This is a genomic window from Streptomyces sp. NBC_00988 (assembly GCF_045162645.1).
GTDB lineage: Bacteria > Actinomycetota > Actinomycetes > Streptomycetales > Streptomycetaceae > Streptomyces.
The window spans coordinates 9,287,240-9,306,859 of the sequence record NZ_CP108730.1 but is presented as its reverse complement, the minus strand read 5'-3'; the positions used below and the strand labels follow the sequence as shown (position 1 = coordinate 9,306,859).

15 protein-coding genes are annotated in these 19,620 nt (G+C 72.3%); 4 read left to right on the top strand and 11 right to left on the bottom strand.

Annotated features, from left to right (window positions below):
• Positions 1-42: 42 nt before the first annotated feature.
• The 4 genes from OG496_RS42155 to OG496_RS42140 all read right to left on the bottom strand — a co-directional run bounded on the left by OG496_RS42155 (position 43) and on the right by OG496_RS42140 (position 4,441).
• Positions 43-765, bottom strand: coding sequence for a 3'-5' exonuclease (locus OG496_RS42155; protein WP_366493083.1), 723 nt, complete (start codon positions 763-765; stop codon positions 43-45).
• A gap of 130 nt (positions 766-895) precedes the next feature.
• Complete coding sequence (locus OG496_RS42150) at positions 896-2,137, bottom strand: SAV2148 family HEPN domain-containing protein (RefSeq protein ID WP_366493084.1); 1,242 nt, start codon at positions 2,135-2,137, stop codon at positions 896-898.
• Positions 2,138-2,241: 104 nt separating this feature from the next.
• Positions 2,242-3,558, bottom strand: coding sequence for a copper amine oxidase (locus OG496_RS42145; protein ID WP_405974606.1), 1,317 nt, complete (start codon positions 3,556-3,558; stop codon positions 2,242-2,244).
• Positions 3,559-3,631: 73 nt separating this feature from the next.
• Positions 3,632-4,441, bottom strand: coding sequence for a Tat pathway signal sequence domain protein (locus OG496_RS42140; protein ID WP_399393379.1), 810 nt, complete (start codon positions 4,439-4,441; stop codon positions 3,632-3,634).
• Between the two features lie 198 nt (positions 4,442-4,639).
• On the opposite strand from OG496_RS42140, the gene glgX reads away from it, so the two are divergent.
• Together glgX and treY are read left to right on the top strand one after the other, a co-directional pair.
• Entirely contained in the window at positions 4,640-6,757 is a 2,118-nt protein-coding gene (gene glgX, locus OG496_RS42135) for a glycogen debranching protein GlgX (protein WP_366493087.1), read from the top strand.
• 83 nt (positions 6,758-6,840) lie between these two features.
• Positions 6,841-9,198, top strand: coding sequence for a malto-oligosyltrehalose synthase (gene treY / locus OG496_RS42130; RefSeq protein WP_405974605.1), 2,358 nt, complete (start codon positions 6,841-6,843; stop codon positions 9,196-9,198).
• Here treY and OG496_RS42125 read toward each other — a convergent pair.
• Positions 9,195-10,289: a cytochrome P450 gene (locus OG496_RS42125; protein ID WP_405974604.1), complete on the bottom strand. Its 1,095-nt coding sequence runs from the start codon at positions 10,287-10,289 to the stop codon at positions 9,195-9,197. The genes treY and OG496_RS42125 overlap by 4 nt on opposite strands.
• Before the next feature lie 510 nt (positions 10,290-10,799).
• Here OG496_RS42125 and OG496_RS42120 point away from each other — a divergent pair.
• Positions 10,800-12,092: a M14 family zinc carboxypeptidase gene (locus OG496_RS42120; RefSeq protein ID WP_405974603.1), complete on the top strand. Its 1,293-nt coding sequence runs from the start codon at positions 10,800-10,802 to the stop codon at positions 12,090-12,092.
• Positions 12,093-12,114: 22 nt separating this feature from the next.
• Here the strand turns inward: OG496_RS42120 and OG496_RS42115 are convergent, their stop codons facing one another.
• The 3 genes from OG496_RS42115 to OG496_RS42105 all read right to left on the bottom strand — a co-directional run bounded on the left by OG496_RS42115 (position 12,115) and on the right by OG496_RS42105 (position 14,732).
• Positions 12,115-12,540 (bottom strand): SSI family serine proteinase inhibitor, encoded by a 426-nt coding sequence (locus OG496_RS42115; protein WP_405974602.1) that lies wholly within the window; start codon positions 12,538-12,540, stop codon positions 12,115-12,117.
• Entirely contained in the window at positions 12,537-14,018 is a 1,482-nt protein-coding gene (locus tag OG496_RS42110; RefSeq protein WP_405974601.1) for a M14 family zinc carboxypeptidase, read from the bottom strand. The genes OG496_RS42115 and OG496_RS42110 overlap by 4 nt, the downstream gene beginning before the upstream one ends.
• Before the next feature lie 162 nt (positions 14,019-14,180).
• Positions 14,181-14,732 (bottom strand): FHA domain-containing protein, encoded by a 552-nt coding sequence (locus OG496_RS42105; protein WP_405974600.1) that lies wholly within the window; start codon positions 14,730-14,732, stop codon positions 14,181-14,183.
• A 173-nt stretch (positions 14,733-14,905) separates the two neighbouring features.
• On the opposite strand from OG496_RS42105, the gene treZ reads away from it, so the two are divergent.
• On the top strand, positions 14,906-16,651 hold the full coding sequence (gene treZ, locus OG496_RS42100; RefSeq protein WP_405974599.1) for a malto-oligosyltrehalose trehalohydrolase: 1,746 nt from the start codon (positions 14,906-14,908) through the stop codon (positions 16,649-16,651).
• Between the two features lie 92 nt (positions 16,652-16,743).
• Here the strand turns inward: treZ and OG496_RS42095 are convergent, their stop codons facing one another.
• The 3 genes from OG496_RS42095 to OG496_RS42085 form a co-directional block, all read right to left on the bottom strand.
• On the bottom strand, positions 16,744-17,682 hold the full coding sequence (locus OG496_RS42095) for a phosphotransferase family protein (RefSeq protein ID WP_405974598.1): 939 nt from the start codon (positions 17,680-17,682) through the stop codon (positions 16,744-16,746).
• A 45-nt stretch (positions 17,683-17,727) separates the two neighbouring features.
• Complete coding sequence (locus OG496_RS42090) at positions 17,728-18,855, bottom strand: M24 family metallopeptidase (RefSeq protein WP_405974597.1); 1,128 nt, start codon at positions 18,853-18,855, stop codon at positions 17,728-17,730.
• A gap of 175 nt (positions 18,856-19,030) precedes the next feature.
• Positions 19,031-19,615, bottom strand: coding sequence for a PDZ domain-containing protein (locus OG496_RS42085; RefSeq protein ID WP_405974596.1), 585 nt, complete (start codon positions 19,613-19,615; stop codon positions 19,031-19,033).
• Positions 19,616-19,620: the final 5 nt, after the last annotated feature.

Below are 19,620 nucleotides of genomic sequence, written 5' to 3'. Positions count from 1 at the left end.
CACAGCCCCGCGCCCCTTGCGGAGCGCTTTAGAAGCCGCCGGTCAGACCGTCTCGTCCTCCAGCTCGCGCAGCGGCCACGTGCCGTCGATCACCGCGGCCTGGTCGCCCTTGCGGCGTAGGAAGCTCTGGAAGTCGGCGGCCCATTCCGCGTACCACTCGATCTGGCTGCGGTGCAGCTCGGCCGGGCCGAGGGCGGCGACCTTGGGGTGGCGGTCGGCTATCGCGCCGGCCAGGCGGGCGGCGGCGAGGGCGTCGGCCGAGGCGTCGTGCGCGGCGTCGAGGACCACGCCGTACTCCTGGCAGACCGCTTCGAGGTTGCGCTTGCCGCGGCGGTAGCGGTCGACGGAGCGGTCGATCGTGTACGGGTCGATGACCGGGGCGGGGTCGGTGCCGCCCAACCGGTCGCGCAGGGACGGCAGTCCGTGCCGGCGCAGCTCGGCGGAGAGCAGGGTCAGGTCGAAGGCCGCGTTGTAGGCGACGACGGGGACGCCCGTCTTCCAGTACGTCACGAGGACGTCCGCGATCGACTCGGCGACCTGGTCGGCGGGGCGGCCCTCGGCGGTGGCCCGCTCGTTCGTGATGCCGTGCACGGCGACGGCGTCCGCCGGGATCTCCACGCCCGGATCGGCCAGCCACTCCCGGCGGCCTATCGGCCGTCCGCCCCTGACCTCGATGACCGCGCCCGTGACGATGCGCGCCTCGCGCGGCTCGGTCCCCGTCGTCTCCAGGTCGAAGCCGATGAGCAGCTCCTGGTGCCAGGCCATGACGGCCCCCCTTCTCGGTGGTGCTTTCCCCCAGTGGTCTCCACGATCGCATGAGCCACTGACAATCCGATGACCGCGTTCCGCTTACCGCCGGAGCGGACCCTGATCCCGACCCCGGTCCTGGGACAGGTCAGGACACCGGTCGCGAATCCGCCCACATCTGCTCGAACTCATCGCGGTAGATGGGGAAAAGTGCGCTGTCATCCATTTCGTCCGACTTGACCAGTCGGCTGCCGTTCCGCAGCACCAGCACCGGCGCCTCCATGCCGCGGCTGCGGCGCAGATAGGACTGCACGACGGCTATGCCGTCCGAGCCGTCGCCGTCGACGAGGTACGCCGTGAAGCGGGGCGTCTCGTCGAAGACCTGGATCTCGAAGGCCGCCGGGTCGCGCAGCCGGGACCGCACCCGCCGCATGTGCAGGATGTTCATCTCGACGGCGCGGCTCAACTCGCCCCGCTTGATGCCGAGTTCACGCTCGCGCCGCTTCACCGCGCTGGAGGCGGGGTTGAGGAACAGCAGCCGTACCCGGCAGCCCGACTCGGCGAGGCGGACCAGCCGGCGGCCGGAGAAGTTCTGCACGAGCAGGTTGAGACCGATGCCGATGGCGTCGACCCGGCGGGCCCCGCCGAAGATGTCCTCGGCCGGGAACTGCCGCATCAGCCGCACCCGGTCGGGGTGGACGGCGACCACGTCCGCGAACCGGTCGCCGATGAGTTCCTCGACCGCGTCGACGGGCAGCCTGCGCGCCGAGGGCACGTCGCTGCCGGCGCCGAGGGTCTCCAGGAGTTTCGCGGAGGCCCGCTCGGCCTGGTTGAGGACGGCCTCGGACAGGGCCCGGTTGCGGGAGACGACGTTGCGGGTCACTTCCAGCTCGTCCAGGGCGAGTTCGACGTCGCGGCGCTCGTCGAAGTACGGCTCGAAGCACGGCCAGTGCTGCACCATCAGCTCGCGCAGCTGCGGCAGCGTCAGGAAGCTGATGACGTTGTCGTCGGCCGGGTCGAGCAAGTAGCCCTTGCGGCGGCTGACTTCGCGTACGGCGACCGCGCGCTGCACCCACTCCTGGCCGGCCGGACCGGCCGCGGCGACCACCCACTCGTCGCCGTGGACGGGTTCGTAGATGGGCCGCAGCACGGCGGCCACGACGGCGCGCAGCCGCTGCTCGACCAGGTTCAGCCAGATGTAGGCGCGGCCGGCTCGCTGGGCGCGCGTACGCACCTCGCGCCAGGCGTCGGCGTCCCAGTCCAGCTCCGGACCGATGGAACCAGCCGCGTCCATCGGACGTGCCAGGGACACCGCGCCGGGCGGGACTTCTGCGGAGTTCCCCTCGTGACCCTCGTCACCAGGGGGCAACTCCAGCCCTCCCGAGCCCACCCGCGCACCGCCTTCCGCTCCCCCGAGCTCTCCCCAGTCTCAACGATCAAGGAAGGGTACTCCGGGACCGGTCGGCGGTGCAGCCGGATGGACAGGGTCGTTTCTCAACTTCCGCCGAGCACATTGCCGTTCTGGTTCGCGAGCGCGGCCGGAGTGAGCGGATTCATAGCGGTGACGTCGCGCGGGGCGATGGAGAATCCCTGCCAGTGGACCGGCATCGGCTGCTGGTCCTCGTCACGGGCGATGTGGTGGAAGCCGACGTTCACCCAGACCACGGGGTGTGTGAGGGTCTGTCCGTTGACCCACTTGTCGACCTGCTTCGGGTGCCCCGCACCGCAGTTGGGCAGGTTGTCGCTGGCGAACTGCTCGCACTTGTTGTACTCGGTGAAGTACACGTCGTGCGTGGTGAAGCTGCGGCCCGGGTACTTGGTGGAGGAGCCGGGGACTATCTCGTAGGACCGGGCGTGGTTGTCCTTGTTCTTGCCGGTCGCGCTGACGATGCGCCACCAGCGCATGTTCTTGGCGTCGCCTGCGAGTTCCTTGGTGACCTTGGTCAACGTGGTCTTGTTCGTGGGGGTGTTGGCGCCGTGCGTGGTGACCTTGGAGTCGTACTGCTCGACGCGGCCCTTGGAGGAGCCGTCGAGGGCGAAGTCCAACTTCCAGAAGACGTCGTGCTGGTGGCTCGTCGCGTACGCCGTGGCGCCCTTGCCGAGCGGCCAGCCGCGGCCGTCGCCCGCGTCGTAGTCGTAGGGCGAAAGGCTGCCGGTGGCACCGACGTTCATGTTGATGGTGCCGTCGTCCTGGAAGCGCCACTCGGTGATGTACTCGTACCAGCCGACCTGGTTGACCGTGTAGACGAGGAAGTCCTTGCCCTGGGTCTGGAAGACCTTGTTGGCGCTGTCGCCCTGCATGCGGAAGGCGTGACCGCGTGAACGGGTCGTCGTACAGAGGCCCTTGACGTTCGGGTGGGCCGGGTCCTGGGCGTCGGGGACCTTGACGGTCTTGATGGTGCCGCCGGGGCACTCGCCGGGCGCCATGTTCATCAGGCCGGTGCCGAAGCCGTACTGGGTGAGGTCGCTGTACTCGTTCGAGCCGTCGTCGTACGGGACGTGGATCTGGGCGAGCTTCGCGTCGGCGAGCACCTTGATGGGCGTGGCCTGGCCGGGCGGCTGGTAGGAGATGTTCTCCAGGACGAGGCCGGCCTCGCGCTCGTAGTGCCAGCACATCCGCCAGGTGGTGCCGGTGGAGAGCTTCTGCTCGATGGTGTAGGCGGCGCTGCAGCCGGGTGCGGCGGCGGCCGGGGCTGCCTTCGGCTGGGCGACGGCCGGTCCCGCGCCGGCCGTGGCACCGGCGGCCAGGGTGGCGAGGGCGAGCCCGACGGCCCCCCGCCTGCGGGCACGGCTGATTCTGTTGACGCGCATGAAGAAGTGACTCCCTTACAGGAGAAGCAAGTTGGGACAGTGGACGAGGAACTGCGCGGTGGGCGCGGTCGGTTCAGCCGGTGAGCTTGCCGACCTTGCGGGCGCTCAGGTCGATGACGAAGTCACGGGCGTCGATCCACGGCCCGTTCTTCACCTTCGGGAACAGCCGTACGCAGCGGTGCTCGCCGCACTGGTCGAGGTCGCCGGACTGCCGTCCCGGCGTGGCCTTGTAGACCATGGCCATCAGCAACAGCTGGTCGGGCGAGGTGAGTTCGTTGCCGGTGGCGTCCTTGTAGTCGGCCTTCAGGCCCGCGCCCTGCGGGCTGGCGAGCAGCAGCTCGGCCGCCTCGACGTTCTCGGCGTGGCTCGCCGGCGGCTGCACTCCGTGCTGGGTGTCGGTCTGTTCGACCTTGCCGCTGTCGAGGTTGACGGTCTTGGTGACGACCGTGTCGTCCTTGTAGTCGTAGAACGTCACGTCCGCGCGGCGCGGTGCGTTCGGGTTGTCCAGCTCGCTGGTCTCGGGGTCGGCCAGTTGCACGTCGAGGCGCTGCGGTCCGCGCTTTCCGTCCACGTTCTCGCTGGAGTTGAGGAACTGCTGGTTCACCGCGAGCTGCTCGACGCGCTTGGTCTCGTCGTCGGTGAGCGGGTCGCGGCCCGTGCCCTTCTCGCCCTCGGCCGGGGCCTGTTGCACAACACCGGGTGCCGCGCCCAGCCCGTCCGCAGCCTGCTGCTGCGCGGACCCGGCAGCCTTTCCGGTGCCCCCCGACTCGTCGGCCCCCGCCGTGCCCGGCAGGGTGACGGCGACCATCACGGCGGTCCCGGCCACCGCTATGGCCGTACCCGCCACCACTTTGCCCAGGTGGCGGTGCACTGTGCTTCGCACATTTCCCCCTACTCCCCCTGGGCCCTTCCCCGGACCGTCGGGAGCGGTGTCTGTCTCACTTGATTCGGCATACGGCATACGCCGTATCCACTTGTCATTTGGTAAGAGGGATGTAAGTCATAGGTGGTTCCCTCACTTTCGGGGAGACTCATGGCCAAGGCGCCCCGGTGGCGGGGCCCGGCTGAAAGAGTCGTGACCATGCAGGTCTGGCCTGGAGAGGCGTATCCACTCGGTGCCACGTACGACGGCGCCGGCACCAACTTCGCGGTCTTCACGGAGGCCGCGGACCGAGTAGAGCTGTGTCTGCTGCACGACGACGGCTCGGAGACGGCGGTGGAGCTGCGCGAGAGCGACGCGTTCGTGCGGCACGCGTACGTGCCCGGCATCATGCCCGGACAGCGCTACGGCTTCCGCGCGCACGGCCCGTACGCCCCCGAGCGCGGCCAGCGGTGCAACTCCGCGAAGCTGCTGCTCGACCCGTACGCGAAGGCGGTCAGCGGATCGATCGCCTGGGGCGAGGAGGTGTACGGCTACCACTTCGACGCACCCGACAAGCGCAACGACCTGGACTCGGCGCCGCACACCATGACGTCGGTCGTGGTCAACCCGTACTTCGACTGGGGCGACGACCGGCTGCCCCGGCACGGATACCACGAGACGGTGCTCTACGAGGCCCATGTGAAGGGCCTGACGATGCAACACCCTGGGCTGCCCGAGGAGTTGCGCGGCACGTACGCGGCGCTCGCGCATCCGGCGGTCATCGAGCACCTGGTGCAGCTGGGGGTGACCGCCCTGGAGCTGATGCCGGTGCACCAGTTCGTGAACGACCACCGGCTGGTCGACATGGGGCTGAACAACTACTGGGGCTACAACACGATCGGCTTCTTCGCCCCACACAACGCGTACGCCTCCTGGGGCGACCGCGGCCAGCAGGTCCTGGAGTTCAAGTCGGCGGTGCGGGCGCTGCACGAGGCCGGTATCGAGGTCATCCTGGACGTCGTCTACAACCACACCGCCGAGGGCAACCACCTGGGGCCGACGCTGTCCTTCAGGGGCCTCGACAACCCCTCCTACTACCGCCTGGCGGAGGACCCCCGCTACTACATGGACACCACGGGGACGGGCAACTCGCTGCTCATGCGGTCCCCGCACGTGCTCCAGCTGATCATGGACTCGCTGCGCTACTGGGTCACCGAGATGCACGTCGACGGCTTCCGCTTCGACCTCGCGGCCACCCTGGCACGGCAGTTCCACGAGGTGGACCGGCTGTCGTCGTTCTTCGACCTGGTGCAGCAGGACCCGGTGGTCTCCCAGGTGAAGCTGATCGCGGAGCCCTGGGACGTCGGCGAGGGCGGCTACCAGGTGGGCAACTTCCCGCCCCTGTGGACCGAGTGGAACGGCAAGTACCGCGACACCGTGCGGGACATGTGGCGGGGCGAGGGGCGCGCGCTCGCGGAGTTCGCGTCCCGGCTGACCGGCTCGTCCGACCTCTACCAGGACGACGGCCGTCGCCCCCTGGCGTCCATCAACTTCGTGACCTGCCACGACGGGTTCACCCTGAACGACCTGGTGTCGTACAACGACAAGTACAACCAGGCCAACGGCGAGGACAACCGGGACGGCGAGAGCCACAACCGGTCCTGGAACTGCGGGGCCGAGGGCGACACCGACGACCCGGCCGTCCTGGAGCTGCGCGAGCGGCAGAAGCGCAACTTCCTCGCCACGCTGATGCTGTCCCAGGGTGTGCCGATGGTCAGCCACGGGGATGAGTTCGCGCGCACTCAGAAGGGCAACAACAACGCGTACTGCCAGGACAGCGAGCTGGCCTGGGTGAAGTGGCCCGAGGACGACGCCGATTCGTCGGAGCTGCTGGCCTTCACGCGCGCGTTGGTGTGGCTGCGCAAGGAGCATCCCGTGTTCCGGCGCCGGCGGTTCTTCCACGGGCGGCCCGTGGAGGGCACCCACGACGAGCTGTCGGACATCGCCTGGTTCACCCCGGAGGGCAAGGAGATGACCCAGCGGGACTGGGACTCGGCGCAGGCGTCCGCGCTGTCGGTGTTCCTGAACGGCAACGCCATCTCGGAGCCCGGTCAGCGCGGGGAGCGGATCGCCGACGACTCCTTCCTGATGATGTTCAACGCCTCCCCGGAGACGCTGGAATTCGTCGTGCCGGTCAATCACGGCCGCCAGTGGGAGGTGATCGTGGACACGGGCCGCCCTGAGGGCGTACCGGCGGGCACGGGCGCCAAGGTGAAGGCCGGTGACCGGCTGACCCTGGTGGACCGCAGCATGACGGTGCTGCAACGGCCCACCTAGGCGGACACTCCGGTCCGCCGATCAGCGGACCGGATGCGGGAGCCGATGACACGAAAGACGGCCGGGCGGGTACGTAGGTCTGCATGACACCTGAGCGACCCGCCCCGGCAGTGCCCACGGCCACCTACCGGCTGCAGCTGCAGCCCGAGTTCCCGTTCGCGGCGGCGGCGTCGGCCGTGCCGTACCTGGCGTCGCTCGGCGTCTCGCACCTGCACCTGTCCCCCGTCCTGGAGTCCGTCCCGGGTTCGACGCACGGCTACGATGTCGTCGACCACGCGCGCGTACGGGACGAACTCGGCGGCGAGGACGGCCTGCGGGCCCTCGCGCGCACCGCGCGGGAGCACGGTCTCGGGCTCGTGGTGGACATCGTCCCTAACCACATGGCGATGGCCCCGCGCCACAACCACGCCCTGTGGGAGGTCCTCCGGGAGGGCCCCAAGTCGCCGTACGCGCGCTGGTTCGACATCGACTGGGAGGCGCAGGGCGGGCAGGTGCTGCTGCCGGTGCTGGGCGGCCCGGTCGGTTCGGAGATCGACCACCTGGAGGTCGACGGTGACGTCCTGCGCTACTACGACCACGTCTTCCCGCTGCGGGAGGGCACCGCGGAACTGCCGCTGCCGCGGCTCCTGGACGCGCAGTGGTACCGCCCCGTGTGGTGGCGGCTGGCCCGTACCGAGCTCAACTACCGGCGCTTCTTCAGCATCTCGGAGCTGATCGGGGTGCGCGTCGAGGACCCGGAGGTCTTCGACGCCACGCACGCGAAGATGCTGCAGCTGCTGCGCGAGGGCGTCGTCGACGGCCTGCGCGTCGACCACCCCGACGGCCTCGCCGACCCCGACGACTACCTCGCGCGGCTGCACGAGGCGACCGGGGGCCGCTGGACGGTCGTGGAGAAGATCCTCGCGGACGGGGAGCACCTGCCGGCGTCCTGGCCCGTCGCGGGCACCACCGGCTACGACGCCCTGAGGCAGGTCGACGGGCTGTTCACGGACCCGGCGGGCGCCGGTGAACTCCTGGGCCAGTACCGGAGGTTCGCGGCCCCGCAGACCGACCGCGGCGGGCAGTGGGAGGCGACGGTACGGCGGGCGGCGTACAAGGTGCTCACGCACGAGCTGGTCGCCGAGATGGACCGGCTGACCCGGGTCGCGGCCCACCTGTGCGCCACGTCCCCGGAACCGGCGCTGCGCGACCGGGCCCCCTGGGCGCTGCGGACCGCGCTGCTGGAGCTGCTGGTCCGCCTGGAGGTGTACCGGCCGTACACCTCGGGCGACACCGCCGCCGTCGTCACCGAGGAGGCGGCCGCCGAGGCCCGGCAGGCCTTCGTCGTCCCGGAGGAGGCGGGCGCCGTCGACGTCGTACGGGAGCTGCTGCTGGGGCGGTACGGGGACGGGCCCGACCAGGTCGAGTTCCGGACGCGGTTCGCGCAGACCGCGTCCGCGCTGCGGGCCAAGTCCGTGGAGGACACGGCGTTCTACCGCTATGTGCCGCTGCTGTCGGCGACCGAGGTGGGCGGGAACCCGGGCAGCCCCGCGGTGTCCCCGGAGGACTTCCACGCGTACTGCGCGCGCGTACAGCGCGACTGGCCCGCCATGGGCACCGTGCTGTCCACCCACGACACCAAGCGCAGCGCCGACGTACGGGCCGCGCTGGCCGTTCTCACCGAGGTGCCGGAGCGCTGGGCGGACGTGCTGGCCGAGGTGACCCGTACCGGGGAGGGCGTGCCGGACGCGCAACTGGCGTGGGCGGCCTGGCAGACGGTGTTCGGGCTCGGCCCGGCGGACGCGGAGCGCGTCCAGGAGGCCCTGCTGAAGCATGTGCGCGAGGCGGGCCTGTACACGAGCTGGACGGAGCAGGAGCCGCCGTACGAGGAGGCGGTGGCGGCGTTCGTCGCTGCGGGCCCGTGCGGGGCACCGGGCGAGCACGTGGCCGCGTTGCGCACGGCACTGGAGCCGCACATCCGGGCGAACATGCTGGGCGCCGCCCTGGTCCAGCTGACGATGCCGGGCGTACCGGACCTCTACCAGGGCACGGAGGCCGAGTACCGGGCCCTGGTCGACCCCGACAACCGGCGCCCCGTACCGTTCCCGCCCCCGCACCCCGGCGACAAGGGCGCGCTGACGGCCGCCGCGCTACGGCTGCGCGCCCGCCGCCCCGAGGTCTTCGGCGACGCGGCGACGTACGCCCCGCTGACCGCGGAGGGCCCGGCAGCGGCGCACTGCGTGGCGTTCACGCGCTCGGAGGCCGTGGTCACTGCGGTGACCCGGCTGTCGGCGCGGCTCGCGGCGGCGGGCGGCTGGCGCGACACGGTGCTGCCGCTGCCGCCGGGCCGGTGGGCCGATGTGCTGGCTCCGGAGCGGGAGTTCACGGGGCACGCACGCGTGGAGGACGTTTTCCGGGAGCTGCCGGTCGTGCTGTTGGAGCGGGTGGGCGAGAGCCACTAGCGGGTGCGGACCCTGAGGATCTTGGGCGAGCGCCGGACCAGGTCCTCAGGCGCCGTCCGGTCGCCCTCTGCGCGGCGGAGGCCCGGCAGGGCGGTCAGCAGGGCCCGCAGACCGTGTTCGGCCGTGAGGCGGGCGAGGAGGGCGTCGGAGGAGGTGTGGCGCCCGGTGCCGTGGGCGAGCGGGGCGGGGTCGGGGCGGAAGGCGTCGTAGCGGTCGGGGTCGGTGAAGCGTTCCGGGTCGCGGCCGGCGGCGCCGAGGAGGCAGGCGACGGTGGCCCCGGTGGGGATCGTGCCGACGGGTTCGACGGCCCGGCGCAGCACGACGTGCAGCGGCGGATCGCGGCGCAGGGACTCCGCCCAGGCCCCGGCCGCGAGCTCGGGGCGGGCACGGAGCACCGCCAACTGGCCCGGATGGTCGAGGAGGTTGGCGAGGAACGACGCGAGCGCCCGCACGGTGGTCTCGCCGGCCGCGCCGAGCAGCGCGCCCACCAGCTTCGTGACGGCCTCGTCGGTCCGCGCGGCGCACAGGACGGACAGCAGGTCACCGCCCGGGTGAGCGCGGCGCCGGGCCGTCAACGGGCGCAAGAAGGCGCCCAGTTCGGAATACCCGCCCCCGGAGCGGCCGAGTCCCGTACGGCACCAGCGGTGCACGCGCGCGGTCTCCTCGTACGGCAGTCCGAGCGCGGCCACGACCGTCGCGGTGGGCAGCCAGTCGCAGAACTCGGCCACCAGGTCGGCCTCTTCACGCGCGGCCAGCCGACGGGCGAGGACATGGGCGCCGCGTTCGACGGCGGCGGTCAGGGCGGCCAGCGCGGGCCCGCGCAGCGCCCGGTCGAGGAGCCGGCCCGCTTCGGCCGGCCCATCGCCGGGCAGAGTGACGAGCCGCGGGTCGGCGAGCGCGGCGCGGACGTCGTCGTAGCGGCTGACGAGCCAGGCGCCGAAGGGCTCGTCGTACACGAGCGGGTAGTGCGTGCGGAGGGTGCGGTAGAGCGGATACGGGTCCCGTACGGCCGTCCGCAGGCTCGGTGGGCCCGGTGGACGGGCCGGGGTGCCCGCGGTCTGCGTGACGAGCACGTCCGTGAGACACAGCACCGCCGTCCGCTCCCGTGGTCGTCGCTCCGCCCCGCGCCGTGGGGCGGAGGCCGGTCCTCCGCGCCATGCGCACACACGCGGATGCCCCCAGCCGACCACCGCACCGCGCGGGACGCAGCCCCCGTACGGCCGTACGGGTGAAGCAGGCACCCCGTGGTCCTACGGCGTACACGGCCCGGCCGCACGCCGTAGGACCGTCCCGGCCACCGGCTCGCACCCGCGTACGACCCCGGGGTGCGTGCCGGACGGCGGGCGTGCGGTGACGAACGGCGACGCCGGTGTTCCCGGTGCGGGGGTACGCGCGTGTGCATGACGGGGACGTCACCGGGAGTGGGCACGAGTGCTCGCGAAACCCCCTGGGGAACCCCGGCCCCCTGCTGGCACCAACGCCCCTACCGGCTGCCGGTAAATGCGCCTGGGCGCCCCCGGTAGCCTCCCCCACGATCTCCTTGACAGTTCACAGAGCCCGTGAAGTACTGCGGTTGCGAAGCCGGGGCTGACTAATCGGGGGTGGGTCTCCTGCCGGAGTTGCGATACCCCAGTGTGACCGAACTGGTCTCGTCCGCAAGGGCGTTGGCCGCGCATCGGCCGGGCCTGTGCGCTCTGCGGCAGGTGGGCGTCTCCCGCGCGGGCAGGCCACTCCAGCTGCTGTCCGTGGGGCACGCCCACCGCGCCGTCCTGGTGGTCGCGGGCGCCCACGCCAACGAGCCGACCGGCGGCTCCACTCTCCTCGCCCTGGCCGAACGGGTCGTACGGGAGAGGGAGTTGAGGTCGGACACCTCCTGGCACTTCCTGCTCTGCGCCGACCCGGACGGGGCGAGTCTGCATGTCACGCCGGCGCCGCGCAGCCTGCTCGACTACCACCTGGGCTTCTACCGTCCGGCCGGGCCCGAGCAGCCGGAGTGGTCGCCCTCCGTGCTGCCGCCGGACCAACTGCCGCCCGAGACACGGGCGTTGACCCGGGTGATCGACGAGCTGCGGCCCTACCTCCAGGTCACCCTGCACGGGACCGATCTGGGCGGCAGCTGGGTGCAGCTGACGAAGGACATACCGGGGCTGGCCGAGCCGTTCGCCAAGTCGGCGGCCGAGCTGCACATCCCGGTGGAGAGGGGCGCCTCGGACGCGGCGGGCTGGCCCGCCTCGGGGCCCGGGGTGCATGTGATGCCGGCGCCCGGTTCGGACGTGGCGTACCCGAGCATGCCGGACGACGCCCGGCACAGCACCTGGTACCACGCGCACCGCTACGGCGGCCTCACCGCGGTCGTGGAGGTGCCGATGTGGGCCAGCGACCTGGTCGACGACCCGGCACCGCATCCCGCCCCGGCGGCGGCGATACGGCGGCTGGCGCGCCGCCTGCTGCGGGACACGCGGGAGGTGGAGTGGGTGCTCGCCGACGCGCTGCCGCGCCTCCAGGGCGTCGACACACCGCTGCTGCGGGCCGCGAAGTGGGCCCTGGAGCTGGTGCCCGGCCTGGCCGCGGACTGGATGCACACACGGCCCGCCGACACGACGATGGCGTACGTCGGCAGCGTGGACGCGTTCGGCCGCCGGCTGCCGTTGCGGGCCGCGGCGATGCTGCTGCGGGTCCTGCGGGAGACCGACGACCGCGCGGCGCCCCTGCTCGAACACCTCGTGGCGACCTGGAGCGACGCCTTCGCGGAACGCTTCCGGGCCCGCTGGGTACCCCTGGAGCACCAGGTCGAGCATCAGTCCCGCACGGTCGTGGCGGCGGCGCTGCACGCGCGAGCGCAGGCGGGCGGATTCGGCGACGCTCCACGCGTGCGTGCCCAACGCTCGGCCTGACGCCGCCCGCCCTGCCCGCGCCTCAGGTGTCCAGCGCGAAGACCTCTCCCGTGTGCGCCGCCATGGCGCACCCGTTGGAGAACGTCCTCCTGTAGTCGACCGGACGCCCCTTCCACTCCCCGTGCGCGTGGGCGGTCACCGGGGCGTAGATCATCGGGCACATGACGCCCTCGGCCGGGATGGCGTCGATGTCGCCGCCCGCAGCGCCCAGTTCGGCACAGGCCTCGGCCGCGTGGGCGTGCCCCTGGGGCGGGTCGCACAGGAGCAGCGTCCCGCGCGTGTCACTGGAACGGCTGTCGCCCCGGGTGACGGTGAGGTAGAGCCAGTCGCCCTGGACGCCGTGGCGGGGAGCGGACGCCTGGGCCGGTGCCTGTCCGGCGGCGAGGAGCACAAGTGCCGCCGGGAGCAGGGCACTCCGGAGAACGGTCGCTTTCGAGGTGTAGGTCATTCCCGGTGCATCGGCACCGCGGTCTCCGTACCCCACCCCTGCTCACCCGAACGGGAGCGCACGGGCGCGTGCCGCCCGGCCAGTTCGAACGCGCTGAGCACCACGCGCGACTGGTACTCGACCTGGCGCGCGACCGAGATCCAGCGCGCGCCGCAGCCGTCGCGGTAGTCGGCGCACCACTGGTCGATCAGCCGGTCCAACTCCGGGAGCACACCGGCCTGATCGCGCCCGGAGGCGATCACGAGCTGGTACAGCAGCCCCGCCGTCCGCAGCGCCAACCGTCGCCCGGCGATGCGCAGGGCGGCCAGGTGGGCGGTGTTGAGCGGTGGCAGCGGGCGGGCGGCGCCGGTGTCGACATCGGGATCCCACGCGTCGGCGAGCCCGGGGATCACCAGTAAATAGTCGTCGACCGGGGCGAGCAGCCGCGCCGCGTCGGACACGACGAGGGTGCGGGGACGCGTCTCGGCGGTGTCCCGCGCGGGCGGTACCACCGGGTCGGCGGGGGGCCGCGGCCAGGCGTCCCGCAGCCCGACGCCCGTCCCCTCCTCCGTCGCGCCCTGCACGAACGGCCGTATCCGCGCGAGGAGTTGTTCCAGGATGCGGCTGTCGTGGCGCAGGGTGTGGCTCACGGTGCGGAGGAACGCGTCCGCGTCGGCGGGCGGTGCGCCGTTCTCGACGCCGATCACGCCCCACATCGGGGCCTCCACGACCGCCGTGATCGTGCCGTGCCGGTGCGGGTGGTACCAGGTGGACTCGACGGCGGCCTCGGTGATGGCCGCGGCGAGATCCCCCGGCCGCGGTGGCGGGATGCGGTAGACGGCGGGGCCGAGGCTCGGCCAGTACAGGGTGTCGTAGGGGCCGAGTTCGCGCGGGATGCCGAGGCGGGTCGCGGTGTGGGCGACGCGGCGGGCGAGGCCCGGGAGGTCGTGGGTCAGCTCCACGAAGCCTCCGCCCACGTCGACGCCGTGCAGGGAGCACTGGAGGAAGGGCCGCAGTTCGTCCTGGATCTCCAACAGGGCGCGCGTTTCCGGGAGTCGGGCCCCGGCCGCGCCGTCGGGCAGCCACTCGGGCTGTTCCAGGAAACCGGGCCGGAAGAAGTTCCGGAAGTACCGGCCGAGGCTGTATGGGCCGGGCAGCCAGCCCTCGTTGCGGCGCGAGCCGTCGGGGTCGAGGCACAGCAGCAGGTTCCAGGTGGCGTCGGCGCCCTCACTCAACCGGGGGTCGGCGAGGACCCGTTCGGCCAGCCGCAGCACCGTCGCGCCGCCCACGGGCTCGTTGGCGTGCGGTCCGGCGACCACGAGGGCCTGACGGCTGCCGTGGCCCACGGAGAGCAGCCACAGGGGCGTGCCGGCACGGGAGGTCCCGACGCGGCGCAGCCGGGCGTCCTGGGGGCGGCGGGCGACGAGCGCGGCGGCCTGGGCGGCCAACTCGTCCACGGACGGGTAGCGGAGGAGTGGCGGCAGGGCACACCTCCACAATTGTGGTGCCGTCGGTTCACCTGATGTGCATGGTGTACGCACAGTCAGTCACGACGCGAGGGGTACGTCAACACCGCCGTACGGAAAGGGATTTGACGTATCTCCCCGGCTGCCACATCGGGTAATGCCCAGGCCAGAGGTGAGGTGGGGCTGCGTTCGGGCTCAGGTGACGGCGAGCCGGAACGCCATCCGGCCGAAGCCGATCTGGTCGCCCTCGCGGACGACGGCCGCGCCGATCACCCGTCGGCCGTTGACCGTCGTGCCGTTGGTCGAACCGAGGTCGCGCAGCACCCACATGCCGCCCTGGCGGCTCAGTTCGGCGTGCACCCGGGACACCGTCTCGTGGGTCAGGCGCAGCCCGTTGGCGGGGTCGCGGCCGATGCGCAGGGGATGTCCGTTGCCCGGGTGGGGCAGCAGCAGCTTGGGGAGCCGCTCGGCCTGCCAGGCCCTCCGGAGTCGCACGGTGAAGCCGGAGACGGCCTCCACGGTGCCGAACAGCGCGCGGGAGAGGCGGCTTTCGGTGGGCAGGTCGGCGGTGAGCGGCACGAGGTCCTCGGACCGGCGGGCGGCGAGCGCCAGCTCCATGCGCCGGATGAACGTGTCGTGGGACAACCGCCCCATGGCGACGCCGTCATGGAGAACCCTGAGCGCCTTGTCGCGCTCCGCGTCGGAGATCCGCGCGGGGTACGTGTGGAACTCGAAGGACGACGTCACGTTCGTGATTGTCGGGCAGTGAACCCCGGGTGTCCAGAAGACGCGGAAACGGCACGCACGCGCGTGAAGATGACGACACCTGCGCCAAAGGGGTGGATTCAAAAGCGGATTGATCTCGTTTGACGCACGATGGACGGGCTACATCCCGGTGAGCAGACGAAGGGGAACCGTCCGTGCAGTTCGAGGTGTGGGCACCAGAGGCAGACCGTGTGACGCTCCATTGCGAGGGCGCCACGCGCGCGTTGGAGCGCGATCCCGAGCGCGTGGGGTGGTGGAGCGGCGAGGCGGAGGCGGAGGACGGCACGCGGTACGGGTTCTCGGTGGACGACGGCCCGCCGCTGCCCGACCCGCGCTCCCGCCGGCAGCCGGACGGCCCGGACGGGCTGAGCGCGGTCGTCGACCACGAGCGGTACGCGTGGCGTGCCGCGTGGTCCGGGCGCCCGCTGCCCGGAGCGGTGCTCTACGAGCTGCACGTCGGCACGTACACGCCCGAGGGCACCCTGGACGCGGCGGCCGACCGGCTCGGCCATCTCGTCGAACTGGGCGTCACACACGTCGAGTTGATGCCCCTGTGCCCGTTCCCCGGCCGGCACGGCTGGGGCTACGAGGGCGTCTCGCTGTGGGCCGTGCACGAGCCCTACGGCGGCCCCGAGGGACTCAAGCGGTTCGTCGACCGGGCCCACGAACTGGGCCTGGGAGTCGTGCTCGACGTGGTGCACAACCACCTCGGCCCGTCCGGGAACTACCTGCCCGCGTTCGGCCCGTACTTCACGGACACGCACCAGACCCCCTGGGGCAGCGCGGTCAACCTGGACGCGCCCGGCTCGGACGAGGTGCGCGCGTTCCTGCTGGGCAGCGCGCTGGCGTGGCTGCGCGAGTACCGGATCGACGGGCTGCGGCTGGACGCGGTGCACGCGCTGCAGGACACGCGCGCGTGCCACTTCCTGGAGGAACTGTCGGCCGCCGTCGACACGTTGGCCGCCGAGACGGGCCGGCCGCTGTTCCTGGTCGCCGAGTCCGACCTGAACGACCCGCGTGTGGTCACCTCCCGCGCGGAGGGCGGCCTGGGGCTGCACGCGCAGTGGAACGACGACTTCCACCATGCCCTGCACACCGCGGTGACCGGTGAATCGCAGGGCTACTACGCGGACTTCGCGCGGGCCCCGCTCGCGGCGGTCGCCAAGACGCTGACCGGTGGCTTCTTCCACGACGGCACCTATTCGAGCTTTCGGGACCGGCACCACGGCCGCCGCCTCGACCGCACGCGCGTGGCCGCGCAGCGTCTCCTCGGCTACAGCCAGACCCACGACCAGGTCGGCAACCGCGCCCAGGGGGACCGTCTTTCGGCGTCCCTCTCCCCCGGGCTGCTGGCCTGCGCCGCCGCGCTGACCCTGACCGGACCCTTCACGCCGATGCTGTTCATGGGCGAGGAGTGGGCGGCGGGCACGCCCTGGCAGTTCTTCACCGACCACACCGACCCGGACCTCGCGGAGGCCGTACGGCAGGGCAGGCGGCGGGAGTTCACGTCGCACGGCTGGGCCGCGGAGGACGTACCCGATCCGCAGGACCCGGCGACCCGCGACCGCTCCTGCCTCGACTGGTCGGAGCCGGAGAACGAGCCCCACGCGCGCGTACTGGCCTGGTACCGCCGGCTCATCGCCCTCCGCCATGAACAGCCCGACCTCACGGACCCCGACCTCACCGACACGAAGGTGGCCTACGACGAGGACGCCCGCTGGCTCGCGCTGCGCCGCGGAGACGTACGCGTCGCCGTGAACCTCGGAAAGGAACCGGCCGCGATCCCCCTGGGCACCCGCCCGGCGGAGATCCTGGCCGCGTGGGAGCCGGTGGAGGCGCCGGGGGCGGACGGGTTGCTGCGGCTGCCCGGGGAGTCGTGCGTGGTGCTGGCGCAGGCGTAAACGCTTGCGCAATCGTTTGCGGACGGCTGACGTAAACGTTCGCGCAAGCGTTTACGTCGCGCTCCGTAAACGCTTGCGCGAACGTTTACGTGCTACAACTCCCCCTCGCCGTCCCGCAGTTCCGTCACCCGTTCCAGCAGGATCGCCTCCCAGGTGCGTCGTAGCTGGGTCCTGAGGAGCGGGACGGGTCCGGCGTCGCGGCCCTTGAGGTGGTCGGCGAGGCGGACGACGGTGTCGCAGCGGGCGAGCCAGAGGCCGCGCAGGCAGGGGCGGGCGCCGTAGCCGGCGAGGGTCGCGGCGCGTACGGCGGCGGGAGAACCGACCGCCAGGGCGAGCCCGGCGATGTCCTCGGCGGGGTCGCCGAGGGTCGCGTCGGTCCAGTCCAGGACCCCGCGCACCCGGCCGTCGGTGCTCACCACAAGGTGTTCGCCCTTGAGGTCGTGGTGGACGAGGACCGCGGTACCGAGCTGGGCGGCGAGCTGGATCGCGCCGGGCTGGGTGAGCTGGTGGAGGCGTGCGGCGTCGAACTCGTCGGCGGCGGCAAGGCGTTCGGCGGCCTGCTCGGCGGCGCGGCGCAGCTCCTCCAGGGAGCGCGGTGCGGCGCGCGGGATCCCGAGCGACTCGGCCTGCCGGGCGGGCACCTCGCGCAGCCCGGTGAGCAGCCCGGCCAGGTCGGCCTCACCGACGGCGGAGACGTCCTGGTCCTCGCCGGAGCGGCCGGGCACCTTGGTGTCGAGCGTGTAGGTGAGCCCGGGCGCCCACTCGCCGTGCGCCACGCTCGCCGGAACCGCGACGGGGAGATACGGCCGTACGAGGTCGCGCAGGCGCAGTTCACGGCGTTGCCGCAGGGTGGCCGCACGGTCCGGGGCGAGGCGCAGGACATGGCGGGAGCCGACCCACCAGGTGGCGTGCTCGCCGCCCTCGGCGACGGGCCTGATCTCGGGTCCGGCACCGTCGGCCGTACCGTCCTTGAGCAGGGAACGGACCAGCTGGCGGACGGTGTCCGCGGTGGGTGTCGGTGCCTGGGTCATGGTCGCGCCGTCGCCGTTCGGGGTGTCGGGGGCTCCTGGTCGTCGTCAGTCCACCAGGGCCATCTCGCGTGCCGTGTTGTTGAGCCGCCGCCCGCCGTCCTGGGTGACGGTGACGATGTCCTCGATGCGTACCCCGAAGCGGCCGGGCAGATAGATGCCGGGCTCCACGGAGAAGCACATCCCGGGCACGAGGGGCTGTTCCTCGCCCTCGATCATGTACGGCGGCTCGTGCGTGGTGACGCCGATGCCGTGGCCGGTGCGGTGGATGAAGTAGGGGCCGTATCCGGCGTCGTCGATGACCGCGCGGGCGGCGCGGTCGACCTCCTGGCAGGCGACTCCGGGGCGTACCGCGCGGAAACCTGCCTCCTGGGCCTCGCGGACGAGGTCGTGGACGCGCTGTTCCTCGTCGTCGGGTTCGCCGACGTGGACCGTGCGCGAGGTGTCGGAGCCGTAGCCGTCCTTGAGGCCGCCGAAGTCCAGGACGATCATGTCGCCCTGCTGGATGACGCGGTCGCCCACCTCGTGGTGCGGGTTGGCTCCGTTGGGGCCCGAGGCGACGATCGTGAAGTCGACCTGGGAGTGCCCGAACTGCCGTAGCAGATCGGCGAGATCGGTGCCGACGTCGGACTCGCGGCGGCCGGCGAAGGGAACCTTCCGGATCTCCTCGTACGCTGCGTCCGCGGCCGCTCCGGCGGCCGCCATGAGGTCCAGTTCCGCCGCGTCCTTCACCGCGCGCAGCATCGGCAGCGCGTCGGTGAGGGAGGCGTAGGTGGTGTCGGGCAGCGTCTTCTGGAGTCCGAGCAGGTGCATGGACCAGGCGTTGTCGCTGATGCCGAAGCGGCCCGTCGCGTCGAGGAGGGCGGCGGTGGCGGCGTAGGGGTCCTTGCCGTCGGTCCAGTCACGCAGGGTGAGGGCGTCGGCGCCGGGCGCCTTGGCCGCGTCGGGGGCCTCCAGGATGGGCACGACGAGGACCGGGGAGCGGCCGGGGGCCAGGACGAGCACGGTGAGCCGTTCGGTGACCGCGGTGGGCGCGTAGCCGGTGAGCCACACCAGGTCCGGTCCCGGAGCGACCAGGAGCCCCGCGAGACCGGCGTCGGCGGCGGCCCGCGCGGCGCGGTCCATGCGGGCCCTGTAGTCGGCGGCGGTGAAGGGCACGGGCGTGCTACCGGTCATTCAGGCCTCCGAGGACGGACGGAACGGGGCTACGGTCAGCATCCTGCCCGCACCCGGAGGGCCACGCGAGCCGATCGGCGGGACTTCCCCGGTCCGGGCATCGCGTTCGGTGCTGTCCCGGCCGCCGATCGGCGTCACGTCGTGGGCCACCTCCAGGGGGACGCGCGATGTGGTGTCAGACGACGTACCCGGGGACCACGGTGAACTGCTGGAAGCCTCCGCTGTGGTGCCGCACCGTGATCGTGACCTCGTCCCCGGGGTGGGCACGCGCGACCGCGCGCGCGAGGTCGGCCGCCGAGTCGACCCGGTTGCCGCCGAACGTGAGCAGGACGTCGCCGCGGATCAGGCCGGCCGTGTAGCCGGGGCCGGGGATGTGGACTCCGACGATCAGGGCGCCCGCCTTCTCGGCGTCCACGGCCTCCACGCCGAGTGTCGCCGCGGCGGGCGTGGGCGACGGTGACGGCGTCGGGCTCGCGGAGGACGCGGGCCGGCCGGTGGGACGGGCCGTCGGCGCCGGTTGCCCGGCCGCCTGGCGCTGCATCTCGGCGAGTTTGCTCATGCCGATCACCGTGGCGCCGACCGTGCCGAGCCCGACGCCCGTCAGCACCAGGACGGTCCCGACGAACAGGCCGAACAGCAGGGTCATGAGCCGTCGGCCGCGACGCCGCGCGGCGTGCGGGCGCCGGGTGGGGCCGGGCTTGGTACCGCCGCCGGGTTCCTGACCGGGCATCGGCTTGGGACGCAACGCAGTCTGTTCCATGGATC